Annotated in this window: 23 protein-coding genes; 14 read left to right on the top strand and 9 right to left on the bottom strand. The window is 54.6% G+C overall.

Features of this window, described 5'->3' with window-relative positions; genetic code table 11:
• Together KK925_RS10775 and KK925_RS10770 are read right to left on the bottom strand one after the other, a co-directional pair.
• Positions 1-193: hypothetical protein (locus KK925_RS10775; protein WP_214096515.1), on the bottom strand; the 193-nt coding region annotated here is incomplete at its 3' end.
• 46 nt (positions 194-239) lie between these two features.
• Entirely contained in the window at positions 240-1,526 is a 1,287-nt protein-coding gene (locus KK925_RS10770) for an IS256 family transposase (RefSeq protein WP_268905654.1), read from the bottom strand.
• A gap of 134 nt (positions 1,527-1,660) precedes the next feature.
• Here KK925_RS10770 and KK925_RS10765 point away from each other — a divergent pair, with 134 nt between their 5' ends.
• The gene (locus KK925_RS10765; protein ID WP_174582615.1) at positions 1,661-2,230 is read left to right on the top strand and encodes an elongation factor P; all 570 of its coding nucleotides are present in this window, start codon (positions 1,661-1,663) and stop codon (positions 2,228-2,230) included.
• A 202-nt stretch (positions 2,231-2,432) separates the two neighbouring features.
• On the opposite strand, the gene KK925_RS10760 is transcribed toward KK925_RS10765, so the two are convergent.
• Positions 2,433-4,787 carry a TonB-dependent receptor gene (locus KK925_RS10760; RefSeq protein ID WP_174582614.1) on the bottom strand — a complete coding sequence of 785 codons (2,355 nt, stop codon included), beginning with the start codon at positions 4,785-4,787 and terminating at the stop codon, positions 2,433-2,435.
• 361 nt (positions 4,788-5,148) lie between these two features.
• On the opposite strand from KK925_RS10760, the gene KK925_RS10755 reads away from it, so the two are divergent.
• Positions 5,149-6,630, top strand: a complete 1,482-nt coding sequence (locus KK925_RS10755; RefSeq protein WP_174582613.1) for an ATP-binding protein — start codon at positions 5,149-5,151, stop codon at positions 6,628-6,630.
• Between the two features lie 9 nt (positions 6,631-6,639).
• Complete coding sequence (locus KK925_RS10750; RefSeq protein WP_174582612.1) at positions 6,640-8,046, top strand: sigma-54-dependent transcriptional regulator; 1,407 nt, start codon at positions 6,640-6,642, stop codon at positions 8,044-8,046.
• Positions 8,047-9,030: 984 nt separating this feature from the next.
• Here the strand turns inward: KK925_RS10750 and KK925_RS10745 are convergent.
• The 4 genes from KK925_RS10745 to mgtA form a co-directional block, all read right to left on the bottom strand.
• A complete protein-coding gene (locus KK925_RS10745) occupies positions 9,031-9,204 on the bottom strand; it encodes a hypothetical protein (protein WP_174582611.1) in 174 nt (57 codons plus the stop codon).
• Between the two features lie 613 nt (positions 9,205-9,817).
• Positions 9,818-10,021, bottom strand: coding sequence for a hypothetical protein (locus KK925_RS10740; protein ID WP_174582610.1), 204 nt, complete (start codon positions 10,019-10,021; stop codon positions 9,818-9,820).
• A 335-nt stretch (positions 10,022-10,356) separates the two neighbouring features.
• Positions 10,357-11,175, bottom strand: a complete 819-nt coding sequence (locus KK925_RS10735) for a YggS family pyridoxal phosphate-dependent enzyme (RefSeq protein WP_214096514.1) — start codon at positions 11,173-11,175, stop codon at positions 10,357-10,359.
• A 261-nt stretch (positions 11,176-11,436) separates the two neighbouring features.
• Complete coding sequence (mgtA, locus tag KK925_RS10730) at positions 11,437-14,079, bottom strand: magnesium-translocating P-type ATPase (protein ID WP_174582609.1); 2,643 nt, start codon at positions 14,077-14,079, stop codon at positions 11,437-11,439.
• Between the two features lie 815 nt (positions 14,080-14,894).
• On the opposite strand from mgtA, the gene KK925_RS11330 reads away from it, so the two are divergent.
• From KK925_RS11330 to KK925_RS10690, 9 genes are all read left to right on the top strand, one after another.
• A complete protein-coding gene (locus KK925_RS11330; RefSeq protein ID WP_268905653.1) occupies positions 14,895-15,023 on the top strand; it encodes a hypothetical protein in 129 nt (42 codons plus the stop codon).
• A gap of 1,387 nt (positions 15,024-16,410) precedes the next feature.
• Positions 16,411-16,824, top strand: a complete 414-nt coding sequence (locus tag KK925_RS10725) for a hypothetical protein (protein WP_174582608.1) — start codon at positions 16,411-16,413, stop codon at positions 16,822-16,824.
• A gap of 104 nt (positions 16,825-16,928) precedes the next feature.
• Entirely contained in the window at positions 16,929-17,162 is a 234-nt protein-coding gene (locus KK925_RS10720) for a hypothetical protein (RefSeq protein WP_174582607.1), read from the top strand.
• Positions 17,163-17,356: 194 nt separating this feature from the next.
• Positions 17,357-17,560, top strand: coding sequence for a hypothetical protein (locus tag KK925_RS10715; protein ID WP_174582606.1), 204 nt, complete (start codon positions 17,357-17,359; stop codon positions 17,558-17,560).
• A gap of 113 nt (positions 17,561-17,673) precedes the next feature.
• On the top strand, positions 17,674-17,895 hold the full coding sequence (locus KK925_RS10710) for a hypothetical protein (RefSeq protein WP_214096513.1): 222 nt from the start codon (positions 17,674-17,676) through the stop codon (positions 17,893-17,895).
• A 448-nt stretch (positions 17,896-18,343) separates the two neighbouring features.
• A complete protein-coding gene (locus KK925_RS10705) occupies positions 18,344-19,129 on the top strand; it encodes a hypothetical protein (protein ID WP_174582605.1) in 786 nt (261 codons plus the stop codon).
• Positions 19,130-19,603: 474 nt separating this feature from the next.
• Complete coding sequence (locus KK925_RS10700; protein ID WP_174582604.1) at positions 19,604-20,296, top strand: hypothetical protein; 693 nt, start codon at positions 19,604-19,606, stop codon at positions 20,294-20,296.
• 384 nt (positions 20,297-20,680) lie between these two features.
• Positions 20,681-20,866: a hypothetical protein gene (locus KK925_RS10695; protein ID WP_174582603.1), complete on the top strand. Its 186-nt coding sequence runs from the start codon at positions 20,681-20,683 to the stop codon at positions 20,864-20,866.
• Between the two features lie 16 nt (positions 20,867-20,882).
• Positions 20,883-21,365, top strand: a complete 483-nt coding sequence (locus KK925_RS10690; protein WP_174582602.1) for a universal stress protein — start codon at positions 20,883-20,885, stop codon at positions 21,363-21,365.
• Between the two features lie 998 nt (positions 21,366-22,363).
• Here KK925_RS10690 and KK925_RS10685 read toward each other — a convergent pair.
• Both KK925_RS10685 and KK925_RS10680 read right to left on the bottom strand, forming a co-directional pair.
• Positions 22,364-22,858 carry a peroxiredoxin gene (locus tag KK925_RS10685; protein ID WP_174582601.1) on the bottom strand — a complete coding sequence of 165 codons (495 nt, stop codon included), beginning with the start codon at positions 22,856-22,858 and terminating at the stop codon, positions 22,364-22,366.
• Between the two features lie 440 nt (positions 22,859-23,298).
• Positions 23,299-23,514, bottom strand: coding sequence for a hypothetical protein (locus KK925_RS10680; protein WP_174582600.1), 216 nt, complete (start codon positions 23,512-23,514; stop codon positions 23,299-23,301).
• A gap of 516 nt (positions 23,515-24,030) precedes the next feature.
• On the opposite strand from KK925_RS10680, the gene KK925_RS10675 reads away from it, so the two are divergent.
• Both KK925_RS10675 and KK925_RS10670 read left to right on the top strand, forming a co-directional pair.
• Complete coding sequence (locus tag KK925_RS10675) at positions 24,031-24,192, top strand: hypothetical protein (RefSeq protein WP_174582599.1); 162 nt, start codon at positions 24,031-24,033, stop codon at positions 24,190-24,192.
• 162 nt (positions 24,193-24,354) lie between these two features.
• A complete protein-coding gene (locus tag KK925_RS10670; RefSeq protein ID WP_174582598.1) occupies positions 24,355-25,248 on the top strand; it encodes a hypothetical protein in 894 nt (297 codons plus the stop codon).
• Positions 25,249-25,711 lie beyond the last annotated feature (463 nt).

Below are 25,711 nucleotides of genomic sequence, written 5' to 3'. Positions count from 1 at the left end.
CTCTTGCCAGAACGAGACGACGGCCGATACCGTTGAAAGCTTCCTGAAGAGGAGTCATTGATTTTTGCCGAGAAGAGGAAAGCTTGGCCCAGATGCGTTGCGAGCCAGCAATCTGGCGCTTGGGTACCGGTACCCTGGCGGATCCGTGGCTGCGACGCATCGTTAGATGGTGTGGGGAGGCGATCGGGAGCATGTCCCGTGTTCCGTAGAAATTGAGTGGCGCTCCCGGACGTCGTTTTTCACCCCGCAGCGAGGGCGGGCTGCGGTTTGGTCTTTTCAAGTCCCAAGTCGCGGCACGGGGCCCCTTGCAACATCGGGATTAGCCGGTAGCCCCCCAGGCGGCGAAAATGGCTCTCGGCATAGAGCAGCGCCATGCCCACCCACCGCTCGGCCTGCTGTCCGGACCGCCAGCGCTTGACCCGATGCCCCTTGGGTTCGAAGAACGACAGCGCCGACTCCACCAAGTTGGTGGAGCTCGGGCTTGTGTGCAAAAGCCCCAGGATGCCGAGCCGATGCAACGTCAGGGTCTCCTCGAGCCCCTCCCGCAGGCTCACCGCGGCCCCCGGGTGCTGCACCTCCGGCTGCTCGGCTAGGCGCTCCAGCGCTGCCTTAGCTTCGGCGTAGTCGGGCTCTCGGTAGGCCTGGGTCAGCTTGCGCCCCACCCAGCGCTTCTCCGACTCCAGCAGGTGGTCGAGGACGTTCCGCTTCTTACGCACCGTGCACCGCTGGACGACGCCGTGCTTGTCGAAGGCCGCCCGGACCGCCGCACGCAGGGTCTTGACCCCGTCGATGACGACCAGCAGGCCTTGCTCGTAACGTAAGCCCCGTTCCACCACGTCCTCCAGCACGCTGCGGGAGACCGCCTCGTTTTCCATGGCCCCTTCCCGAAGGCCCAGGACGTGCTTGCGCCCTTCCGTGTCCACACCCAATACCACCACGATGGTCCACTCGTCGATGCGTGCGCCGTCGACCGCCAGGGCCACGACGGTCAGGTCGTCGAGCCGGCGGCTCAGGTGCTCCCGCAACTTGGCATCCATCTGCCGGATGAACCGCGCCCCCACCCGGCTCTTGGAGGTGCCGAAGGACTCGACCTCCCCCACGTCCTCCAGCGTCGCCGCATAGGACCGGGTCGCCACCCCGTGCAGCAGGCGGGCTAGCACCGCTTCGTTGAGGCTGTCTTCTTGCTGGGCCCAAGCGTAGCTCTCCAGGCGGATCTCTCCGCCGCCCTTGCGGCGCACCCGAGGACGCTCCAGGCGCACCTTGCACCCCGCCATGACCGCCCAGCCGGGCTCATAGCCGTGGCGGCACGCCTGCCGGTGGGCTCGGTGTTTGCCCTTGGGCCCCACAAGCCCGGTGACTTCGTTCTCCATGGTCGCCTGCAGCACGGCCAACCCGACCTGGACGCACAGAACCATCAGACCCTTCCGGGCCGCCTCGGCGATCGGTGCCGACTTTCGAAGTCCGGTATCAAGAAGGGTGCAAACGCAAGAAGCAGAAGAGGCAGTCTTTTCGAGAGAGTGCCGCATAATTCTGAAAGCCAAACCCGCACCGGATCGAGTGGCTCTCGGCAGGTTGGGGAAAAAGGAATACTGAGGCCCGTTTTGGGACTTCCCCAAGAAAGAAGAAAGCGTTAGATTTTTTCGATTGTTTACCAAGATCTATGCAGACAGTACTGGCCTCCCAGTTAAAGAAAGGAATGGTGATCTTGCTTGATGGGGTTCCGCACACGGTCGAGAACCTACAGTCGGTGGGCACTGCCCAAACTCGGCCTAAAATCCATTTGACCCTGCGAAACCTCAAAACCGGCCGGCTAGTGGAGCGTGCCTCAGCCGTGAGCGAGTCTTTCTCAATCCCCTATCTAGAAACCCGGAAACTTCAATTTTCGTACAAGCAGGCAGATCGGTACGTGTTCCTCGATGTTGAAACCTACGACGAGTGGACACTCGACGAGGGCCAGATCGGGGATCGCCGACCATTCATTTTGGAGGATCAAGTTTACGACGCCCTTTTTATGGAAGGCCGACTCCTAGAAATCCAGGTTCCTGACACCATGGTCTTAACCGTTGAGGAAACCGCCCCACCGATTCGTGGAGCTTCGGATGCCACCTGGAAGCCCGCTCGGTTACAAGGAGGGCTCGATATTATGGTTCCTCCTTTTATCCGAACGGGGGAGAAAATCCGGGTCGACACAAGGAAACGGGAGTATGTGGGCAAAGCTTCCAAAGAGTAAGCCGGGCGAAGCGTAAGGGCCCCGGGTGGGGGACAGGAGCCAAGGTTTTAGCTTTGGCGAACGTCTAACTAGATAAGCAAGGCCGTGCCAGCCAAGAGGCGGCGTCTGTCTCAGAGTTGCCGACGCGCTTGTGGTGGTTCGCCCGCTGGAAACCCATGGATTTGACAACCGGCCAAGAGCTATCCCAGCTCGACACTTTGCGCTAAAAGTGGATCCGTAAACCGGCCCAACCCCCGATCGGGGCTCCCGGGGCTAGGAAACGCTCGGCCGTACCCCCTCCGGGAGTTCCGGTAAAAAAGTTAGGAAGCATCATCCCGGTGGTAAAAAACCGCTCGTTCAGCACATTGGTAGCGAGCGCAAAAACTTCTACGTTTGGGCTTATCCGATAGCGAGACTGGACGTTGAGGATCACATACTCCGGAAGGGTAGGGAAGCGATTGGCATCGTCAGAGCGTAAAAAGGATGTTGAAACATATTGAAGGTCGGCTCCCAGGAGCCATCCGGGCAAAAGCTCGTACTCGACGCCAACTTTTGCGAGCTGCTGGGGGATACTAGGAATACGATCCCCCGGGTGGATCGTCTCGGGACCTTGGTTGGTCATGAGGGTAGCCGTAGTCTGGTAGGTAGCCTCACAAAAGCTCCAGTTGGCATAGTAGTGAAGCTTTTGCCAACTGCCTCGAATACCCACTTCTACTCCGTCCCGGCGATCTGCTGCTATGTTCTGAAAGAATCCGCGCGCGGCGGTTGGTCCTGGAACCGTTAAGAACAAAATATCATTGGTCACATCGATTCGATAAAACGATAGGTTCCACTGCATTCCCGCCTCGCCGAATTTCCCTCGCATTCCCACTTCGTAGGTTCGTGCTACTACGGGAGCCAGAGGAGGGTCTGAAAGGAAGGCATTGGGGAGGAGAACGGGAACTGCGGGGTTAGCCCCGACCAGTTCTACAGGGGTCGGAATGCGAAATCCTTCGTTATAATCGAAGTAAACCGTAAGATCCTGCAAAGGAGGTTTTTCGATGCCTGCCCATAAAAGAGGCTGGCAGGTGATGCCGACGGCCGGATTAACACGGTCAAATACGTGAGTACCGCCAAGATCGTGCTGTACTCCTTCCTCATCGGTCCCGAATCCTGCAAGATTTACCTCGGCCCATTGCCATCGAAGACTTGGGGTGAGGTGGAGAAAGGGGGCCAAAGAAAATGTGTCCGTAAAGTAGACGGCTCCGTAATTGTCGATCGTTCGCACGTTGAAACGGGGTGCTTCCACCGGTGCGATCGGGATGGTGATCCTCTCCACTGAAAAACCTGCGGGCTGATTTGCCTGGGTAAAGTAACTTTGGCCGTAGTCCCAACCCATCCCGGCAATGAAGAGGTTTTCTTTCCCTAAAAAGGGAGCGTCCCTTTGGAATTGGAGGGTTGCACCTCCCTGGTCCTCCTTTAGGTGGACTAGATGAAGGACAGCTGCTGGAATGATATTCCCTTCTTCGTCGAAAGCTTGGGCATCTAAGGGAAAACCAAATCCGCGGAATTGATCGGCGTTCTCCGCAACATCTCCTCCTAAGCTATCAATGGAGTTCCCCCGATAGTAGGTCGTGGCTGCAAAAGTCCAGTCTTTGGCCCATTCTTGGTGGACGTTAAGGGTTACCATATGAAGTTCATCGCGAAATGGATCGGGAGCCGTGTAGATATTTGCGGGATCGATGGCTAAGAAGCTTTCTGGGGTCAGCCCTAAGCCAAGGAGTTTATTCTTGGCAAAGGTGTACGAGAGGTCGACATCCGTCCCTTGTTCCTGGTATCCCGCTTTGGCAAAAAACTGGTGGAGATTGGAAGGAGAAAACTTTCTCCAGCCATCTTCCTCCACAAAGTCTCCACCAAAAAACCAGTCGAAAGGTCCTTGTGAGCCTCCATGTTGCACCTCTAAGAATTTTCGTCCAAAAGAGCCCGCGTAGGATTCTACCTGGGTTCCGGGATGGCTAAAACCGGACTTGGTCCGGAGGGAAAGCGAACCTCCTAAAGTGTTAAGCCCAAAAAGCGGGTTTGAACCTGGAATGAGGTCCAAGTTGGCAATAGCCACCCGCGGCACTAAATCCCACAAGATGACATCGGCAAAAGGCTCATTAATTCTTACTCCGTCCTGATAGATCGAAATGCCAATCGGAGTTCCGATGACCGGAGAGGCAAAGAAACCTCGATAGAGAATGTCCGGTTGGAAAGGATTTTCGCTAAATTCGGTGATTGTCACGTCGTTTAGCTGGCGATTTAAGAACTGGGCAAGATTTAAGCTCTCCAAGCGATGGATGTCCTCGTCCTCAGCCGATTGTACATTGCCCGCGACATGGGTAGGGGGCAGACCCACACTAGGAATGGGCGTTACTCCAACTACAGTCACTTCAGGGAGTTCCAACGGACTGACCTGACTGCCCTGGGAGGCCGGTTGGGACGCTTGAACATCGCTCTCCGCCGAGGGATTAGGCTGGGAATGCCCTTGGGTGAGTGGAACCGAAAGAAAGAGAAAAAGAAAAAGGAAACTCCCAATCGGGGGGTTTTTCCCGTTCATGGGGCGGAAAACTTCTGCAACTTGCGTGCCAAGCTTCGAGCTCTCGGTGCCGACGAAAAAGGCTGTAGCTTGTTTGACGATTGCGTGCTCTCTCCCTCTCCGGTTCACCCGCTAGGACTCTTCGTCCCTACCCCATCTGCTTGGGGACACGTCCTCACGCTGGGTGAAATTTCCCACAGTTGGGTGGGTAACTGGCTAGTAGAAAGTTCTTCTAGCGCGTTTTTGGGCATTCCTCCTCCCGACCTCAACAGGCCCCATTTAAGGCAAAACCCTGACAAAAGTCGACTGCTGGCTCTAAAAAATCCCAGCGAGGCGTTTTGGAACACCGCATGCAGGGCAATTCGACGCGGAGGAATGGCAAATGGGTCTTCGTGAAAAGGTGCAATACGCTTTTGGAATTCTTTTTCTTTCCAGCACTTTTAGCCTTTTAACCCAGCTTGTGGCCAGCTACCGGGAAAAACAGGTGGTGGAAGAGCTTACGGGTAGCGCGGGAAAGCTGGTTCAGCTAGAAGAGCTCGCATCCCTTGTTTACCGGCAGGTCAAGGAAATCCCTGATTACCTGACCGGGCGCGATCCGGATGCCAAAGGGGAATACGAACAATTCGAGCAAAAGACGCAAAAGAGTTTCGCTGCACTCCGCCAGCGAGTTGCTTCGGAAGAAGAGCGGAAGGCCTTCGAGCAAATGATTCAAGCCTACGAGAGGTTACAAGAAATCGCCGGCCGGATTTTTCGATCCTTTGATGGGAAGGATGGGGGCTACGCCTTGCACCTTATGGAAAAAGACCTGGAAGAAGAAGCCCTCCCACGTTTTGACCGAGCCGTTGAAAACCTTCAGGGGACCTTTTATGGCAAAAAATTTCGTCAGGCCACCATCGAGTCCGATCGCGTCACCAGGGGAACCTTCTGGGCCACCGGTACTGTGGCAGTCTTGGGCCTTTCGATCACTGTCCTGGTGTCCCTTTGGACCAAGCGGGAACTGACAGATCCCTTGTTTCAATTGGTCGAGGCTGCAAGGGAACTCGGCGGAGGTAACCTCGAGTACCGGCATCCGGTGAAAGCGAGGGGTGAAGTAGGGGATCTTGCCAAAGCATTTTGGGAAATGGTCGATCACCTTCAACAATACCAAGCACGACTCTTAGAGAAGGAACGAATGGCGACGCTGGGTGTTGTTGCGGCCAGCTTAGCCCACGGCATTCGCAATCCTCTGGCGTGCATCCGAGCCCTTGCTCAGGTTGCATTGCTCGACGGGTTGGACCAGCCTGCATTGCAAGAGCAGCTCCGCCAAATTATGGTAGAGGTAGACCGCGCCGACGAAAAGATCGCAAGACTTCTCCGGTGGGCGGATCCGGCGAAACGATCGCCTAGTTTCGTTTTACCGGAAAAACTTCTGCAAGAAGTTGCTTCGCGAATCTCAAAAAATGCAGCAGAAGGGGTGCATATTGACGTTCAAGTGCTTGGTTCAGTTCCTTGCTTGTGGACTGACCCTGAGCGATTGTGTCACGCTTTGGAAGAGCTCGTGCTTAACGCCGTGCAAGCTTGTCGAAAAAGGGGCGGAAGAATCACTCTGCGAGCTCAATCTCTGAGTGCAACGGAAGGAAAAGAAACGATCCTTCTTGAGGTCGAAGATGATGGAGAGGGGATTCCATGGTCGGAGCAAGGCAAGGTGAGAGAGCTTTTCTATACCACTCGGCCCGAAGGAACGGGGCTTGGTCTTAAGCTGGCCACAAAACTAATCGAGTGGGAGGGCGGGGAACTGGAATTGCAAAGCACACCGGGAAAGGGAACCCGTGTTCGTGTACTCTTCCCGTTCTCCTCCCGGGCACAAATCGAGGCAGTAGAATAGAAGAGGCCTATGCCCATATCCACTCTTATTATCGAGGACGAAAGCAATTTAGCCCAAGCCATTGCACGCTTTCTTTCACGACGAGGATTTGATCCGGCAATAGCAGCGAGCGTGGAGGAAGGCTGGAAGCTTTTTCAAGAGGTCGCGCCCCACATCACCGTCGTGGATCAGAAACTTCCCGACGGAAACGGGTTGAATCTACTCCAACGAATTCGCCAATCAGATCCCGATGCGGTCGTTCTTCTCATTACCGCTTACGGGAACGTAACAGACGCCGTGGAGGCCATGAAGCACGGGGCTTTTGACTACATTCAAAAGCCTCTCGACATGGAGCAACTCCTTGCTCTTTTAACCCGTGCGGCAGAACGAATCCGGCTACGCCAAGAAGTGACATACTATCGGGAACGTGACACAAGTCAGTTTTTGGGCAATTCGCCACCAATTCGAAAGGTCATTGAGGAAATCGAAAAGCTCGTCGAGACGGCTGAGAGGGATCTCCCAACGGTTCTTCTTACCGGGGAAACAGGGACAGGAAAGGGAATGATCGCCCGTCTTCTTCATCGCAAAAGCGCACGCAGTGAAGGACCCTTTTTAGAGATCAACTGCACCGCCCTTCCGGCTTCCTTGGTCGAGTCGGAGCTTTTTGGCTTTGACCGCGGCGCTTTTACGGATGCCCGGCAACCAAAGCCAGGGTTATTTGAAGCTGCCGAAGGAGGGACTCTTTTTTTGGATGAAATCGGTGATTTTCCGCTACAACTTCAGGGTAAGCTTCTCAAAGTCCTCGAAAATAAGACCGTTCGCCGACTCGGTAGCCTGCGGGATCGGCCGGTCGATGTCTGGATTATTGCCGCGACAAGCCGGGATCTAGAAGCATTGGTGAGCCAGAATCAGTTTCGTGCAGACCTTCATTTTCGCTTAAAAATCGTGACCCTCCATCTTCCCCCATTGCGCGAACGGAAAGAGGATATTCTCCTTTTGGCAGAACATTTTTTGGCGATGAACGCCCGCCGTTATCGGAGGCCTTTAGTTGGATTTTCTCCGGAAGCGAAGGAAACCTTGCTTTCGTATCGATGGCCAGGAAACGTTCGGGAACTTGCTCATGTGGTTGAGCAAGCCGTTCTTCTAACTCGCGGAGAAAGAATCTCCAAAGAAGACCTTCGTATCGATGGCGGCTCGTTGCGGGAAGACGTCCATCGCGTAAATCCGGGAAAGGATGGCGAAGAATGGAAAAAACTATTGGATCGTTTCCTGGAGGCACACTGGACCCTGCCCGATCTAGAGAAAGCTTTGATTGAACGGGCCCTTGTTCGAACCGGGGGAAATTGTTCCCGAGCCGCCCGCTTGCTTGGGATCACTCGTGACATCCTCCGTTATCGAATCGAGAAACACCGGATTCGCTACCGTGAAACGTTTTAACTTTTTCACCGATGAATAGACCTAGAGACACAATAGATCCTTGCACCTAATTGAGGAGCTCTTTTTCTTTCCGGCAGATAACACCGTCAGCTAAAGGCAAGGAGCACAACCCGCAGGAGGCCATACGGTGAAGAACTCGTGGGTTTTCTAGGACCTTTGTGCTCTCGGAGAAATCCATGACTCTCTTTCGGGCATAAGCTTGGGCCTAAGCGCTTTTCCTCTGTAAGCAGGCAAAGAGCTTGGCAAGCTTTTTACAGACCTCGCGGCACTACTGCTCACTTCGGCAGAGAGGTACGCGATCTTCGATGGTGCTTTGAGGAGTTTGTGGAGGGGTTACGCCACTCCATTGGAAGTACGGTAATGAAACGCAAAAGGTCGCTCCGAACCAATGCCCATAGTAAACCTGCCTTTCAGTAGAAAATTACATCTAGCGCCTCGCTTAACTTCGACACTGTTTGAAAGGTAAATTACTGTACCCGAATGAGTTAATGGTTTCCTCCTGCCTATGTGATCCACTTGGGCCCGTTAGAAAAGAGAGGAAGCAGGCCCAGTTTTTGGAGTAGCTCGTTTCCTTTCTTTGGGTATTTCGGAAAGCATTCGGCGCTGAAATTTGCCTTCGGACAAAAGTAGCGCTACGCGGATGGCTTAAAGACGACGAAGGGGTTTGGGGGATTTCTTCCGTGAAAGCCTTCGCAAATCCATTGGGCTCGGAGGCGGGTGGTGAGCCAGTAGGCGAGGAAAAAGATCCGCATGGAATTGAGGACTCGGGTCGCCGCCCGCGACTGATACACGGGGCAGACTTCCAGGGAGCTTTTGAGCTGCGGAAAGACCGGTAAAAACGTCGGCAAGTCGCTGATAATGATTGAGGGCCTCTCACGGCAAAGCTTCCGGCGGGGAGAGATGGCTCTTTAGAAGATAGCAGCCATCGATCGCTTCCTCGGCTGGGATCCGCTCGTCTCTTTACGTTTCCACTGGAAGCAGCCCTCAGGGTTGACCCCGTACTTCCACGTATTTATGGGCTTGCAGGCTAAAGAGCGCCCTATCAACCGGGTTCCCCAGTGCGACCGGATCGGCTTTTTTGGCGATTGTTTTGGGACTCTCAGCCGATACCTCGCTGGCAAAAGCCACCCGGCTTTCCCGCTGGGCCCGATCGCTCAAGGCTTAGGCGATTTTCCTCCGGGAATCACAGATCGGACGCCATTGCCTTCTACCTCCATCAGTTAACTCAGGTCGGTAAGCCAAAGCTGCCAATCTTTTGAGAAGACCCTGAGAATCGCTCTTGGAGCTTGGTTTCTCTTAGCTCAAGTGACATACGGAAGCCCTCTGTCCTTCGAGCGCTTCGAAGTTCCAGTGGCTTTTTCCTTCTTTCATCAATAACAAAGGTCCTTTCTTGGATCCCCAACTCTCGTTGGAGTCTCACGAGCAACCCCACAAGAGTCTTCCAATCCACCCGGTTTCCCCACGAAACCTCCCGATGGATCAGAACTCCTTGAGCATGCGCCCCAATCGAGGAGAAGCACTTGGCGCCAGTCCCCTCGCTGATGCCGGCTGTCTCCGTAACGCGACAGTCCCTCCGGCCCTGCCCCCTCAAAGTACACACGGGATAGATCATAAATCATAAAGGACAAGACTCGTTCCCCGTAGGGGAATCCTCGCGATAGAGCTTGTTTTCGACCCAGCTCCAACCCCCCTTTTTAACCGACCCATCGCCCGGTATAGCTTTTCTTCTTCCAAGTCCTTTTGTTCCACCCCGCATAGTTCCCCGAAAAGCCTACCTCTTACTTTCTCCCGGTTCCGCACAACGCACACTGCGCAGAGGGAAAAAATCTGCCCCAAAAACGATCGGTTTAATGAACCGCCGCTTCTGCACCGATCTCACCCCTCCAAGCATTTCCTCTAGCCCCCTTTGCCCCGCCTCTTCCCGTACCCCTAACGCCCCATCATCTAAAGCCTTCCCCACCTGCAAGCGCTCCACGGGGACAAGCTTCTACCCTTTCAAGCTTGTGCGAACCATCTTTTGCGTTTCGACCGGCAGCCGCCTCCCATTGGGCAAATTTCTTTTCTTCACCTTTTCCCCACCCGGCAGGACTCCCGAATTTCCGCCTCTCGGCACACCTTTCCGTTCCGATCTGTACGCACCTTTTGGAGATGTGTGCCTACCGCTTGAAAAATTTATAGCTTTTGCATCAAAGAATGTTCATCCACAAGCTATTCAAATATCGACGCTACACACCTCTTTATAAATCCTCGACTTATTACTACAAAGGTCAAAAACGTGAAAAAGTTAAGCTAGCAGCCGCCATGACCAGGTTACCGCCGCGGCTGGTCGCTCGAAGGCCAGTAGCGCGCATCGGGAGTCTTGCGGGATCCGAAAATGGCCTGTCCCACGCGTACAACAGTAGCGCCTTCTTCAATAGCAATTTCGAAGTCACCCGACATACCCATCGACAGCTCGGTCAGGCCCGCGTCGACCTCCTGGCGCAATGTGTCGCGCAGCGTACGTAACAAGATGAAGCATTGTCTCACGCGCTCACTGTCCGTGGAGAACACCGCCAGAGTCATTAATCCACGCAGCCGTAAGCTTGAAAATGCCCGCATTTTGCGCAGGAAAGTGGCAACCTCCTCCGGGTGCAGACCGTACTTGCTTGGTTCCCCCGACGTGTTCACCTGGACGTAGACGTCAAGTGCCCGGCCTTCTGCCTGAAGGCGCCGGTCCAATACCTCGGCAACGCGCAAGCTGTCCAGCGCCTGGAACTCGGCCGCGTAACGCACCACGAGCTTGGCTTTATTGGTTTGCAAATGACCGATGACCGACCATTTAAGGTCAGTCAGATCGCGTAGGGCTTCATACTTACGTGCCAATTCCTGCGGTCTGTTCTCGGCGAGAAACCGACAGCCTGCTTCATAAGCCATTCGGATCCGTGCTTCATCCACTTCCTTACTGACAGGTAAGAGCCGTACCTCGTTTGGATCGCGCCCGACTCGCCGAGCAGCAGCAGCGATGCGCTCGCGCACGGCGGCTAGGTTGCGTTGCAAATCCTCCACTGTCTCTGCGCGGGGCCACAGGCCGTGCCGGTGGTGTTGGGTGGGGGTCATGCTGGTCGGCTGGTATCGGTTTTCTTTGTTCATGAGCCAATCCCGCAACCCAAAGTGCGCGTACACTTACGTGCTTCCGTCAACTCCTTTTGCAACTCAAAAGCCAAACCGTATTACCGCTTTCGCCGCCGCCTCTGGTGGTCTTGCGAGTCGGCTGCTCCCACCGGTGCTTTCCTTTTCGTACATGCACAAAACCGGATGACCCTCGCGACAGCCTCGGAGGAAAGGCTTTCCTGGTCTGTCTCTGTCCCAAAAAAGCTTCCTCTTGGGACTACCAACCTATCACTCTCCAGATCAAAGGTATCCTTTTCGAGAAAGCCAGTGCTTCACCCACTGGGTGAGAGCCAAATAAGCCAAGAGCGTAGCGGCTAAGAAAGCCCAATACAAACGAGGAAGGGGAACAAACCCCAGAGCAGACCCGAAGCTAGAATAAGGAAGCCAAGCTCCGATTGCCATAATAAGAGCAGTGGTGACAGTCAGTGGCCAGCTTGCCTGGGATTGCAGGAAAGGAATTTTACTCGTGCGTATGACATGAATGATAAGCGTTTGAGTCATTAGTGACTCGACAAACCATCCCGTATGAAAGAGAGCCGCCGCATACGTTCCGTCTGGGTCGACGGCTCCTGCAAAACGAGCAGCCAGCTCTGGGGGAGAGACCAACTGGAGATTGCGGCATTGGAAGAAAAACCACATGATTGCGTAGGTAGTGTAGTCGAAGATGGAGCTAATTGGCCCGATCAAGACAATAAACTTCGCAATGGAACTGAGCTCCCAGGGTCTGGGTCGAGCAACGAGCTCTGGTTCCACAGTGTCGGTAGGGATCGGCACCTGTGAAAAATCGTATAAAAGATTGTTCGTCAAAACCTGGATCGGAGCCATGGGCAGATACGGAAGCCATGCACTTGCGCCAACTACGCTAAACATATTACCAAAATTGGAGCTAGCCCCCATTCGAATATATTTTACAATGTTTACGAAGACTCTCCTGCCTTCTAAGATTCCCTCTGCGAGCACGTTAAGGTCTTTTTCCAATAAGATGACATCTGCGGACTCCTTTGCGATATCCACCGCATTGTCCACCGAAATCCCCACATCGGCCACCCGCAGAGCAGGAGCGTCATTGATCCCGTCACCCAGGAAGCCAACGACATGGCCTTTTTTCTGCAGGGCCTCCACGATTAATTTTTTATGGGTGGGGGAAAGCCGCGCGAAGATGTCAGCATTCTCACAGGCTTCCTCGAGTTCTTCGGGACTCATCCGGTCGAGCTCGCTGCCCAAAATGATGCGCTTGGCGGTTAGACCTACCTCCTCGCAAACTTTCTTTGTAACAAGATCATTGTCGCCGGTGAGAACCTTGACCTTAACACCCTCCTGACGGAGGGCAGCGATGGCTCGCTCTGCGCTGTCCTTAGGTGGATCCAGAAACGCAAGATAGCCTGTCAAAATCAGAGCTTCTTCATCATCTTTGGAGTAAGCCAGCCGGCGTCTCTCTAAGGGCTTTTTGGCCACTGCCAAGACGCGGAACCCGTCTTCACTTAAGTTCCGGACCTCCTCAAGGAGGTCGCCTGCGAAAATGGGTTCCATGGGAAAAATCTTTCCATCGCTTTGGAAGTGAGTACAACGCCCAAAAACAGCTTCCGGGGCTCCTTTGGTAAGGAGAAGAGTTTGCCCGTCAACGCTTTCGACGACGACAGACATCATTTTTCTGGAAAAGTCAAAAGGAATCTCATCGACCTTAGAATAATTGCCAACATTTAGCTCCTTATGCAGCTCAGCGTGTTCTAACACCGCTCGATCTAATACGTTTTTGAGTCCTGTCTGAAAATGACTGATAAGAAAAGCATCATGCAAAACTTCCTCCGATTCGTTGCCAAAAACATCACAGTAAATCTCGAGAATAACTCGGTCACGAGTTAGGGTGCCAGTTTTGTCAGTACAAAGAATGTCCATCGCTCCAAGGTTCTGGATCGAAGGAAGGCGACGAACAATGACTTTTTTCCTGGACATAGCAAGTGCACCCTTGGAGAGGCATACCGAAACGATCATGGGAAGCATCTCAGGGGTGAGGCCTACGGCTACAGCCATCGCAAAGAAAAATGCCTCCTTCCAGTTGTGCTTTGACAGTCCATTGATAAGAAAGACAAGGGGAGCCATCACCAGCATGAAGCGGATCATGAGCCAGGTGAAGCGCTGGACACCCCGATCAAACGCCGTTGGAGGCTCTTCGGCTACAAGGCTGCTTGCAACTTTCCCGAGGTAGGTTTGGCGCCCCGTAAAAAGGACCAGACCGACGGCCGATCCACTTTCGACACTGGTTCCTAGAAAACAAAGGTTGGAACGCTCCAAAGGCGAGAGCCCTGGGCGGCGATCGGGACTGTCTGCCTTTTCCACAGGCATGGACTCGCCCGTCAAAGTCGCTTGGATTAAAAAAAGGTCTTTGGCGCTCACCAGGCGGATGTCAGCAGGGACCATATCCCCGGCAGAAAGTCGCACCACGTCTCCTGGAACAATGTCTTCCAACGCAAGCTCTTGCCATTGGCCGTCGCGAAGAACAGTCGCCGTTACATGAATCATTTTTTTGAGCCGCGCAGCGGCCGCGTCGGCTCGAGTTTCTTGGATGAAGCGTAGCGATACTCCCAAGGCAACCATAACGGACATCACAACGGCGCCTCGGAGGTCCCCCGTAAGGAAGGAAAGAAGCGCAAGTATGGTTAAAAGAATAACCAACGGATTGCGAAAAGCTGTGTAAAGCCGGTATCCCCAACCGGGAGGCTTTTCAGATACAAGCTCGTTGGGGCCGTAGAGCGAAAGCCTTTTTTCGGCTTCGAGCGAGCTCAACCCTTGAGCGTCCGACTCGAGGCGTTGGAAGAGCTCTTCAGGGGAAAGACTCGCCGCTTCTTCGTACGTAGGCAGGTTCCATGGTTTCGATAGAATCATGGGTAGCTTTATGCATATGCCTTTGGGACAAGGGAGCCGCAAGGGGAAATTCAAAATGGATCTTTCTTTTGTGTAGCTCGAGACAGCCTCGCCTGGGTGAAAAGGTAGACGCCATTGTTCCACTTTCTAATCGGACGTCGTTCCTGCTCTCGAAAAGTCGAGCATGAGTTTTTTTGTCTTTCAGGTTTTGGGTTCGGAGGAGCCTTTTGGGGAAAGACGCTAGGGAAAAATCCAATCTCCTGGGAAACGATCGAGAGCGCTGGCTTGCCGGTTGGGCTATCTCTCGGGATTAGGCTTTGAAACTCCCCGTGCATCGGCAACTTCGCAATTTTGCCAAAAAGCTGACAACTTCCTCACTAAGTGGCAACCGTTCCTGGCGGGATTGACAAGCTTGTCCCTCTTCTGCGGAGCGAGGCACTCACGGTGGGGCTGCAAGACTTTGGGCACTTGACAACTGTCTCGGCCGGGAACGAATGCCCCGGGCGGTGTTGACACGCGGGTTGTCCGTGTGGCCATAGGCCCGTAGCGCAACTCGGGCTTGTCACAGGCGGTGGGTTTGACTGATGTGGCGGCATGCAGAGCATCATTCTCGGGCTTCCGTATTACAAGGATCGACCACTATCCGTTTTACGCCGGCTTGCCTGGCTCTGCACTCGATGGAAGCTCTGAAGCTTGGTGGAATAGGTAACGGGTCATCTTTGCCGGCTACCCACCAAACCGTGTGTTCTCGCGGATTTCCTTAAAGATCTTCTAGAGCCATGCCGCGCCGCGTGTCTTTGGCCTTGGGCACGAGCTTTTGGGAAATCTCACGATAGATGTCTTTGCGCTATCGGGTCTTGCGACCCAAAAGGAGTTTCATCCTTTGGGTGATTGTTTTGGACCTTTTTGTCCTGCTGGTGGCTTCTCGAGCGATTGGCGAAGCTTCTGGCTTTCGGAGACGGTAGGTTTGCGCAGCACGACCGCAACGTTGGTTGCCGTCACTCTCCGTGGCGATATTTTCCCTTCCCAGATCGGAACCGACAAAGCCTGTCGCAGACGTCTTTTGCATCGTCCGGCCCATCGACAGGTACCCGCGAGGACCGTTGATCGTTCCTGCAAGGGGGGCAAGTTAGACTCTTGCTTAGGATGGACCAATCGTTAGAGACCTCATACGCGCTCATGACAGAGGGAAGGTAAATGCGGCTAGAAAGGGTCAGTAGCGATACCTGGTTAACGTCCTTACAACTCACAAGACAGTGGTCGAATGGGATAGACGGGAGCGACCTCAAATTCAGGCCGCATGCTTGTGTCGGGTTTGGATGCTTCGCCCACTTGGGAAATCCAGCCTACCGGTATTTTGCGCCGGAAGGCCCAATCGGCTTCGCGGTTCACCGTGGAAGAGTTTTTGCAACAAGACTAAGTTAGCCCTCCTGCGAGCGGATGCCTCGCGGGCAAGCAAGTTCGCCGGATGGGAACTGTGCACCGTAGTCTCCAAAAGGCTGGACGAGTTCTGGCGTGAGCAAAAGCCGGTGGGCAGGGTCTGCTTTATCCGGCGTAGGAGAGAAGGATCGATCCATCGATTAACCCGTAACCGGGGGCGCTTCCTTCCCCGGCTAAACTCATGGGCTTGCGTTGGGGGTATACCGTGGAAAAAAACGGGAGCCTTTAAACCATCCCCGAGAGGACACTTCTCCTCAGGCTGGCTTATGTGGAATCGGCGGGCGTTCGCCCAAACGTACGGATCGCCCAGCTTCGAAGGTTGCCAGCAGCTAAAAAACTATAGAGACCCATAACGCTATTCATCGCAGCACATCCGAATCCGAATGAAGTTTGAGTGCGTGGGCCAAGCGGCAGGGTCTTCGCTGCAAGACGGCTTGGGGGATAGGGAAGGAGGGGTGTTTGCCTATTCCCAGAGAATAGTTGCTGACCGGGACGGTAACCATGCATGCGGGGGGCGGAGTGGCTTCGACGGCGTGGCCCTCTACGCGCGGGTATCCAGCGCCGATGCAAAGGTGGATGAAGACAGAGAATTGGTTTGGGTTCTCCAAGTTGGCTCTCAAGGAAAGAGTTTCGGATCGTCAAGGCCGTCAAGAAGGTTGGCTCTGGGGTGAAGGGCCATCGCGGAGGGCTCGTTGGGGAGTTCTGTGATCCAAAGGCCCGCGGCATCCTGGTCGAGTGGCGCAAGCGGCTGATGCGTGTCGGCTTCAAGTAGCCGGAAGCGTCATTGGCTACAGAGAGTCGATCGATCCTGGTGGTCCATTTGGATGAGAGGGCCGACGATAGGGTGTGCGACCCGTAGGAGATGATCGTTTGGCTGTGGGCTAGGCTTTAGGGGAAGAGCTCTGCGCTGAATTGCGCCCAAGAAAGCGCTCGAACCGATCGCATGAGCGAACTTCCTGTTGTGCCTTACCAGAAGCGCTTGGCTGTGATGCCCAAGCTCGGACGTTGCTCAACACCTATGCGGTGCTCTACGGGCGGGCGCAGCGGAACCTCTTTGCCCAAATGCAGGCTAGCGTTTCTCCGAAAAAACTTAAGCGAGCCTTTCTGACGCGGTTTGACCCCACCGCCCGAGAGTTTCATGTGCTCCGGGTCCAAGCTCGAAGGAAAGATTGCTTGGAGGAGCAAACGGCGGAGCCCAAGCTCATTGAGGAAGCTAAGGGGTGGGTTCCAGGGATTGGAAAAGGTGATCTGCAAGCTCGAGCAAAAGAAGCCGCGATCAAACGTGTTGCACGGGAAAAAGGGGCGGCTAGCCATCTTGCGGACTAGAGTTGACGCGCTCTTGGCCCATCAGAAGTCCCGAAGGGGTGCGTCTCTGTTTGCCTTCGCTCCGCCTCTTTCCGTAAAAGAGTTTTCGTTGGAAGAAAACGACTATGCGCATCACGCCGCTTGGAAGAACGATTGGCACGCGGAGTGGAAGAGCTAGCTCTTTGTGCTGGGATCGGAAGAAAAAAACCGCTGGCAACCCGTCCGCCAAACCAACGTATCCACGGACCGGAGCCTATCCGCTGCGGCTGCGGCTGCCCGGGGGATGGGGAAGCCTAAGCCAATACCTGGCTCTTAAGGTCGTGCTGTGCTTCGCCCATGGCCAGGAGGGGGTCCTCTAGGCGCTCTCCGCCAGCCAGATGGGCAGCGCGCCAATTAAGGCTAGGGAACTTCTCTGGAAGCCGAAGGGATCTGCAGAATCCCCATGGCAAGAGCGAAGAGCACGCTAAAGCGGTTTTTGCTAGTGGGCGCCAAAAGATTGCCCGGGCCGACGATGCCGAATCAGACAAGGGGCTTGTAATCGAACGATTGGATCTTGGAAGAAGCAAGGCTCGAGCTTGAGTCGGTGGATCCTGTTTGGGCCCGCTCGCTCTTTTCCTTCGCCTACCGGCAAGGCGATCGCCATGGCTCACGTCGGCTTTTTTCTATCGGAGTCGAGGTGACCGAACTCAACCCAGCCTGTACCTCCGTGATCAATGCGGTCAACCACGCGCTTCGTCATAGCGCAAGTTTTCACTAGCGCGCGGCCTCGTGCCGTCGCCTGGAGAGGATTGCAGCTCTCCGAACGCCCATCCATGCCAGAGGTAGTCATGTCACCTTCGCCTTACCCGGAAGCAATCGGACGAGGGATGTATGGACCTTTCTATGGAGGGGGTTCGGGGGAGACTCAAAGCGGCGCATGCAGCGCATGGGCGGTCGGAAGGCAATCGATTGCCTCCCGCGCCTCTGTCCCCGAAAACGTGGGACGCCGCGCCACCCGGGCCTTACAGGTATAACCCCGGCACATGCGAATCATCGGCAGCACTGTCGGGCCAGCGTGCCGGGGGATCTTTTCTGGTACTGGTAGGGGAATGATTGTCGATCGTTTTAGGAACGGTTTTGGAGCACATTGCCTGAGGAAGCAAACACGGTTCAGGCAACCTGCCTGGGCAGAACCCGCGCTAGCCTTGTCTGAAAGCCGAATGCAGGAAATCTGCGTGCTTGGTAGGATCAAGCAGGGAGTGGAAACCGTTGATAGGGAGAGAGGTTTGAGGGTGTGCTCCAAGCGAACGGAGTAGCCGCGAGTGGACTCTCCTACGTCACCTCGTGCCACTGCTCGACTCTACTGGTTCCCAGGGAGCGAAAAGATCAACAAGCTAAGAAGCCCAAAAGCCCGCGTAGTCTTTTCCGTCCAAAAGTGGGGCATATTGTACAGTCGCTTGGTTTTCCTGGCAAAAAAGGATTTTTCTTTGGGTGCTCCCAAGAAAACGTTCAGAGAGGCCAGCGCTCTTCCGGGTCTTCACCCCATATTAGGGGTTAGAATATGAAAATCCCTTGCTTGATCCTGATCCGATGGCGCCTTTGGCCTCTTTGGGTTGGAAGCATCTTCCTTCCCTTCGCCAGTTTTAGCTGGGTTTTTGCTCAGGAAGCTCCTAGTAATCCTCCGTTTAGGATAGAGTTTAAGGAAAAGCCTCAAAAGGCACAGTCGTTAACCCATGCCCAGATTCCGGCAAGTCCCTCCAGGCCATTCGTCGTGTTTGGGATGGATCTAAACCAATTCCTGGCAACGATGGCTCAGAGGGCCCATCTTAACTACACTCCTCGGCCGGATATTACTGGATGGGTGGAGGGAAGCTATTGGCAGACTGATGCCCTTGCGATGGCTCAAGAGGCCGCGCGGGCTCATGGATACGTCGTTCGCGTTGAGGCTGGCAACTTGTGTGTTGATCGCTACGGAGCTTTTGCAGAGACACCCAAGCCAGAAATCTCTCTCCCTCCTACCTTGCCGCGACCATCCGAGGGCGCTCCCATAATTCCCCGTTCTGAGGCAAAAGGAGAGGCCGCTTCTTCCAGTAGCGACAAACATGATATCAAAAAGAAGACAGAGCTCGCCGCTAGCCAGAAGAGCTCCTCCCAGGGTTTGCCAGCTGTTTCTGCCAATTCCCGTTCTTCCGCGAAACAAAAGGATGTCTCTGTAAAAAAAGAAGAACAAAAGAAACCCTCTCCAAAAGAGAAGAAACAAACGAAAGCTTCTAAAGAACCAAAGAAACCCCGCTGGATTCCGGTTCTATATAATGGTCGAATCTATTACCTTCCCGCCAGGAAGTAGAACCGATACGAAAAACGACACTATTTTCCATGAAGCTACCTTCTTAGGGGAAGCTAACTGGAAAAGGCTGCTACTTCCCTCATCCTAGGGATGGAACAAGCCACGCTCTCCTCTTGTAGCACGCGTATTAACGATCTATTTGGCCCAGGCCTCCAAATAGCTTTTGTCGTTTGGACCTGGACGGCTGAAGGTATCCTTCTAGGGCAGTCCGCTGGGGACTATGCAAAAAGCCGTTTTCCTAGCCTAACAAAGGAAATTTTTCTCCTAGCGCACGCGATTGCTCATGGGCTTACAAGAATTCACTTGGTCATCTTTGGAATCGGCTTATTCTCGCACTGGTCTATATACGCACTAGAGTCTTTGTCAGCGGCCACAGGATTTTGCATCGGATTTCTTTCGGTCTTAGGCCCTTCCGACCAACAAGCCTCGGAAAAGCCGAGGCCAAGCACGTGGCGGATCGGTAGAAAAGAAATATTGTCTAATGTTGATCGAAAAAACCTTGGCCATGTACTGGCCATACTGGCTCTGTTTTGGCCCTTTCGTCCCTTTCCCCAAGCTATGGTTTGGAGCCTTATCGCCGGAGCAGGCTTCATGTTTTGGCTTCTTATTCAAAAAGAAACGTGCAGGCCACCGCGATGCCCGGATCTGGTTGGGCTTCTGTTTACGTCTTTAGCTTCCGGGGCGCTTGTGTGGAGAGGCGAAGGGGAACCCCCTTTTTCTTTACACGTTTTAGGCGAGATCCGTGAACGGCTGATCTGGAGTCAAGTGTTTCTTCTTGGTCTTCCTGAGGGGGTTTTTCTTATCTCAGAGGACCTTTTGCCCTCTAAGAAGCTAGCAGAGGTTCTCGGCGTGGTCCAACTTGTCCTTTTGGGACCTCTATGGCGGCGGACAAAGGGGCTCCTTCAGCAAGAAGCCCAGCTGTGGGAAAAACTCTTGGCTGAACCTGCGGAGAGCTGGGCAAAAGGCTTGCCAATCCTTAAAGGATGGCGCACGTGCTATATCCTTTCGACTTTTCTCTCGGTTTGCCTTCTCTCTACCTGGGGAGTTCTCGGCTGGATGATAGGGCTTGTGGGCGCCGTTTGCCTTTGGAAACCCGCGTGCGACTGCTGGAAAGAAGCCGACCGCATGTTGCAGCTTCAGAAGGAGGCCTCTCGCTGGGAACAATAATGCGGGTAGACATCGGAAACTGCCCTTCCTTAGGCTTTGAAAGAAGGGCCCATCCCAAAAGGTCCTGCCGCGTGGGCTTCCGGCCTTACATAAAAGCAATTGGAAAAGGGGGTCAGTCCACGGCCTTGGCAAAGACCGTGCTCGAAGCGGAACCGAAAGGCAAAACCTACAGTGACCCTACACGGGATTGGGCAGAACGACCCCATTTGACAAGCATTTGTCAGGGGAAGAGACCCCGGGAAGCTGCAATAGAAAGCATTGCTCCCTGTTGATGTGATTACTTTGGCCGGGCACGAAGGAGACCAGTCTGGCCCTTAGCTTTTCTAGGCCGGCTGCTTATTGCGGCCACGCAGGTGGTCGAACGTAAGAAGACAGTCAAGAGGAATGGAACGGTTCATGGATCCTGCCATAGCGAACTTATGCAGTCTTTTGCCACTCCTTTTTCTTTTACTATCCGTAGATTTTGGGGTCGTGTTTTTTGTGTTTCCAAGCAACGGAAACAAGAAAGGAGTGGTGGAGCTCGATTTTCTTGAGAATATCGTTCGAGGCGTATGGGCCGAATGCGACTAAAGAGAGGGGGAAGCGCATGTATCGAAAAATCTTGGTCGCTCTGGATCGCACGAACGCCGACCAGGTGCTCCTGCCACACGTGAGCGAACTAGCACGAACGCTCATGGCAGAGCTATTACTTGTTCGCGTTTCGCACGGGTGGGCTGCACGCCATAAGGAGTGGCTTAATTTGGCAGAATCTCGCGAGATGCGAGAGGATCGTGAATACGTCGAAAAACTTGCGCGGGAACTCCGCGACAAAGGGCATCTTCGAGTCGGGACGAGGCTTGCTTGGGGTGAACCGGCCGAGGAAATTCTGCGGATTGCCGAGGAGGAAGGATGCGACCTCATTGCGATGACAAGCCATGGGCATCGATACTTGGCTGATGCACTTCTTGGCACTCCCATTGAAGAAGTCAGGCATCGAACACGGGTTCCTATGCTTATCGTTAGCGCTATAGGGAAAAGGGAGCCGCCCGCCAGCGGGAGCTTGACCCGGGAAAAGAAACTCGATGGGTAGGAGCTGGTACGTCGATTTTCCCAAAGAGAAGGAGAACAATACGGCTCCGACAGATGGGAATGTGGAGGGAATCCCAGAGTCGATCTGGCTGGGTATTTGACTTTCATACGGCTGCCTGCCAGTACTCCCGTGGGGGTCAGCACTCTATGCCTATTCTGATGACGTGATTCGGAGGTAAGTTCGAAACAAAAGGGAAGGTTTACTTATAGGGAGCTCTTTTTGGTTGCATTGTTTGGCTCCTAATGAATTGGGCATTGTGGCAGAGAAGTTGTCCAGGGGAAGCCAAAAGATTTCTTCGCAGGAACACGCAGATTTCCAGGTTGATGCGCGTGCTCGGGCAGTGGAAGCGAGAAGCTTGTGCAAAGAGGCTTTGTCTTGGAGTCGACTCTCGGCCGAGAAGGCTTCTTAATCTCTGGATCTTTCCAAACCTCTCCCTCGGAGGGGGTTAAGGCGGCATCGCCGGCTCGCAGTCGACCGCAGCAGGGAGAGTTCGAGCGGATCGACTAAAAAGCGCTTCTTCTCGATTCTTGCCCTGGGTGAAGAGATCCCGATCCACGTGGGGGGTCATGTGGCGGGACCCAGCGGATGCGAAAAACTTTTCAAGGTCTAGGAAGACAGATGACGCTTGCGGCTAAAGTTTGGCATCCTAACCTTTTATGTTGAGCGTATTTCCACCAGCGCTGGCAACTAACGCCTATCTTTTTAGGATAATCTTAGACCCTTTTTTTTTGAGTAAATGCGTAACATCAGAGTCATGAGGCTTTAGTTGAAAGAGAGGGTGATGCTATGCTTCTTTACTGTGTCCAGTGGAGGATAGAGGGTAACAGGCGGATTCTGGAAGGTATAACGACTGGTTGCTCGGGAAGAGGCGTGGGTCACGAAGGAAAGGGGGCTTTTAGGCATATTCTTGCGGAAAGCCCAATAGAGGCGCTCCTAAGATGTGGATTTCGACCAGGGATCGATTTCGACCCTACGCCAGATTCGGAGGATTCCAGCGATTAAGTTGGGGCTGGGCCTGCCTGGCGGCTCGCCGAAGAAACCAACTGATCGACGACTTCCAGGACTTCCTGGGCGTGGATCTCAGGGTTTACCTTTGGGTTTTGCCAGGCAATTTTCCCATCCACAATAAGGAAAGATTCCCGGGAAGCATTGCCGCTGGGTCGCCGAGTGACCCCAAACGCTTCGATCAGACTTCCCATGGGATCAGAGATGAGCCGAAAGGGTAGTTGATACTTTTCTCGAAACTTCCGTTGCGCTGCTGGGAGATCTGTACTCACTCCAAGAACCTGGAGACCCTTAGTTTGGAATTGGTGCCAGTGATCACGAATGCCACAGGCTTCTTTGGTACAACCGGGAGTGTCTGATTTGGGGAAGAAAAAAATAAGGACCGGACCTTTTCCATAAATAGCCGTCAGGGAAATGGACTGCCCGGAGTCATCAATTACCTCTAGTGCAGGTGCTGGATCACCGACCTGAAGCTTGGGTGTACTCATGTGTCCTGCCTAATGTACAGCCGAGTACGCCGGAGCTCGAGCGTTTTCTTTTGCCAATTGTCTTTGGAAGACGCCGCACGGAGTAGGGGAAAGGGCGCGCTGCCTCTGTAACAGCTTGTGGCGCTGCCAACAGCTAAAAGAAAGTATCGATATGAGGCTATTCAGGAAGGATATCAAAATGAAGTTGAGTATGTGGGCTAAGCGGCAGGGCATTTGCTACAAGAGGGCTTGGCGGATGTAGAAGGAGGAGTGTTTGCCTGTTCCCGTAGAATAGGTGCCCACCGGAACAGCAATCGCTCATACGGAGCAGACACCACCTGATGGCGTAGCCCTCTACGCGCGGGTGTCCAGAGCCGATCAAAAAAGCGGATTGGGAGGGGCAATTCGCTTGGGTTCTCCGAGTTTCTTCTCAGGCAAACCGTTGCGGGTCGCCAAGGCCGTCAAAGGAGGTCGGCTCCGGCATGAACGCTCATCGTAGAGGGCTCGTTGGCCAGGTTTGTGATCCCAAGGTCGGCATCATCCCGCTCAAGTAGCGTGACCGGCTGACGTGTGTCGGTTTCGAGTGTCTGGAACCGGCGTGGGCCGCGCAGAGTCATTCTATCGTGGTGGTGGTGGATCCGAGTGAGATGACGGACGATATCGTGGGCGACCTGCATGACGGGATCGTTTCATTGTGTGCCAGGCATTAACGAGAAGAAATCCGTGCAGAGCCATGCCCAAGGAGGTGCTTAAAGCAATCGCATGAGCAAGCTCTCTGTTTTCCCTTACCAGACGCGGTTGCGGGTGACGCCCGAACAGGGGCATTGTTTGACACCTATGCGACGCTCTACTGGCGGGGGGAGCCAGACTTCTTTCTGCCAGATACGGTCTGGTTGGTGTTTTGCTCCGCGAGGGTAATCGATCCTTCCTGCAGCCGTTTGGCTGGTCCGCCCGAGGGTTCCATCTCCTCCGGGCCCGAGCTCGAAGAGCTCGGGGAGAAGAAGCCGGGATCAAACCGCCTGCGCCAGAAAAAAACGGCGGCTGGCCATCCTGCGGACGAAGCTCGACGCGTTCCTGGCCCCATCTGAAGTCGCAAGCCGGTGCGTCTGTGTTTCGGTTCGCGCTGCCTCTTCCCGTAAAGAGTTTTCCTTGGAAGAAAACCGACACGCTAACCATGCGGACTGGAAGAGGAATTGGCAGGCCGGGCCGGGAGCCAGCTGTATGTGCTCGGGTTGAAGGAAGAAACCGTGGGCAATCAGTCCTACCAAGCCACGGTGCCCCCTGACGAGAAGCTATTGGCTGCGGTTTGGGCTGCCGGATGGAGGGAGGAGCCCGAGCCAACGGTGGATTCTTGAGGGCGTCTGCTTTCGCCTACGGCCCAGGAGACGAATCCTCCCGGTGCTCTGCGCTATCCGGATGGTGACGGCCGCCCCAACCACCAGAGTGGGAAACTCGTCCGGAAGCGGGGAATGAGCAGTAAGCTACCGCTTGGTGTGGGACCGAGAAGGGGGTGGCGGATGCTTGCGAGCGCCGAAGCGCAACCCATTTTCCTGGTGACACGCCTCCCCGCCAGAGGGGTTAGCATCGACACGAACGAGGATTATCTCGCCTTGGCGGAAACAGACCGCTTCTGCAATCTGGTGGATCTTCGTCGGATCGGATGGAATCTCCATGGTAAGAGGGGGGAGCGGGCGAAAGCGATTTTTACTGATGGGTGCAAGGAGATCGTCAGGGCCTGCGCCGAATCCGGCGAGTTACTTCTGATTGAACGATTAAATCTTCGTAAGCGAGAACTCAAGCTCGAGTCAGCGGATCCCGTTGGGGTTGGCTCTCTTTCTTTGCCTACGCCAAGGCGATCGCGATGCTCAAGTCGGCATCTTGCTGTCGGAGTCGAGGTGATCGAAGTCGATCCGGCCTACACGTCTACGATCGGCGCGGTCAACCAGGCGCGTCGTCATGGGATGGGTTTTCACCATCGGGCGGCCTCGTGCCCTCGCTCGGAGAGGGATGGGTCTCTCCCAACGCCCGTCGGTGCAAGGGGCAGTCGTGCCTACGCGCAATGGCAGTGGTGGCCCCTTTCGCCTTACTCGCAAGCAATCGGACGAAGGATGGATGGTCGTTTCTATGGAGGGAGTTCGGCGGAGACTCAAAGCAGCGTAGCTCGGGACGGGAGGCGCTGGGTAGCCTGCTGCGTCTCTGTCCTCGAAAAAGCGGGACTGGGCGCTACCTGGGGGTCTGCCAGCGGAATGGCGGCAGGCGAATCGGCGGCAGCGCTGTTCGGCCGGCGTGCCGAACGAGCTTCCCAGGTAGAGGTTGGTTCTCAGTGGTTTGGGGAACGGTTAGGAACCAGAACGATCCGTGGGAACCCGACAAAGCCAGTATCTTTTTTCCCCAAACGATGTGATAGATGAGAGGCCGAAGAGGGAAGATGGGGCCGCAAGTCAGGACGGCTGGGCCTAGGTTGGAGAGCGGCCAGGCTGCTGGAAAGAGTAAGGAGTACAGAAGAATTGCTGGACGCGGGACCAGGTTCTACCCGGACTAGAAAGATGTGCTCGTGCTGAAGGGAGGTGGCAAACTCTGTTGCTCTGGGAGCTGCTGTTTAGCTAGGACGCCTGGCGCCTTATCCCGGGCCCGGACAAGAACCCGGCACGCAACCTTGCCGTCTGCCTCGCTGCCCCGCGTCGGGAGTGGACGGGCGAGGCAGAAGGCTGAGAGACGGAACGCTCGAACTTCCCGTTTGGAGCAGGCAGCCCCGAAGGAAGCAAACCTCTAAGATCGGTGATCCGCGTAGGAACGGGGGGATGTCAAGAACGGTTTTTTCTCAAGTGAAGAGTCAAAACAACACATTTAGAGCTCCTCGGAAAGCGCTCCCGG

The sequence above is a fragment of the Candidatus Methylacidithermus pantelleriae genome, assembly GCF_905250085.1.
Taxonomy (GTDB): Bacteria; Verrucomicrobiota; Verrucomicrobiia; order Methylacidiphilales; family Methylacidiphilaceae; genus Methylacidithermus; species Methylacidithermus pantelleriae.
This window is presented reverse-complemented; position numbering and strand designations above follow the sequence as displayed.

What these genes read in the sequence shown, in the direction of transcription:
- KK925_RS10770 (WP_268905654.1), bottom strand. Translation starts at nt 1,526, where the DNA reads ATGCGGCACTCTCTCGAAAAGACTGCCTCTTCTGCTTCTTGCGTTTGC.
- KK925_RS10765 (WP_174582615.1), top strand. Translation starts at nt 1,661, where the DNA reads ATGCAGACAGTACTGGCCTCCCAGTTAAAGAAAGGAATGGTGATCTTG.
- KK925_RS10760 (WP_174582614.1), bottom strand. Translation starts at nt 4,787, where the DNA reads ATGAACGGGAAAAACCCCCCGATTGGGAGTTTCCTTTTTCTTTTTCTC.
- KK925_RS10755 (WP_174582613.1), top strand. Translation starts at nt 5,149, where the DNA reads ATGGGTCTTCGTGAAAAGGTGCAATACGCTTTTGGAATTCTTTTTCTT.
- KK925_RS10750 (WP_174582612.1), top strand. Translation starts at nt 6,640, where the DNA reads ATGCCCATATCCACTCTTATTATCGAGGACGAAAGCAATTTAGCCCAA.
- KK925_RS10735 (WP_214096514.1), bottom strand. Translation starts at nt 11,175, where the DNA reads ATGAACAAAGAAAACCGATACCAGCCGACCAGCATGACCCCCACCCAA.
- mgtA (WP_174582609.1), bottom strand. Translation starts at nt 14,079, where the DNA reads ATGATTCTATCGAAACCATGGAACCTGCCTACGTACGAAGAAGCGGCG.
- KK925_RS11330 (WP_268905653.1), top strand. Translation starts at nt 14,895, where the DNA reads ATGTCTTTGCGCTATCGGGTCTTGCGACCCAAAAGGAGTTTCATCCTT.
- KK925_RS10720 (WP_174582607.1), top strand. Translation starts at nt 16,929, where the DNA reads ATGCGCATCACGCCGCTTGGAAGAACGATTGGCACGCGGAGTGGAAGA.
- KK925_RS10710 (WP_214096513.1), top strand. Translation starts at nt 17,674, where the DNA reads ATGGACCTTTCTATGGAGGGGGTTCGGGGGAGACTCAAAGCGGCGCAT.
- KK925_RS10705 (WP_174582605.1), top strand. Translation starts at nt 18,344, where the DNA reads ATGAAAATCCCTTGCTTGATCCTGATCCGATGGCGCCTTTGGCCTCTT.
- KK925_RS10695 (WP_174582603.1), top strand. Translation starts at nt 20,681, where the DNA reads ATGGAACGGTTCATGGATCCTGCCATAGCGAACTTATGCAGTCTTTTG.
- KK925_RS10690 (WP_174582602.1), top strand. Translation starts at nt 20,883, where the DNA reads ATGTATCGAAAAATCTTGGTCGCTCTGGATCGCACGAACGCCGACCAG.
- KK925_RS10685 (WP_174582601.1), bottom strand. Translation starts at nt 22,858, where the DNA reads ATGAGTACACCCAAGCTTCAGGTCGGTGATCCAGCACCTGCACTAGAG.
- KK925_RS10680 (WP_174582600.1), bottom strand. Translation starts at nt 23,514, where the DNA reads ATGCAGGTCGCCCACGATATCGTCCGTCATCTCACTCGGATCCACCAC.
- KK925_RS10670 (WP_174582598.1), top strand. Translation starts at nt 24,355, where the DNA reads ATGCTTGCGAGCGCCGAAGCGCAACCCATTTTCCTGGTGACACGCCTC.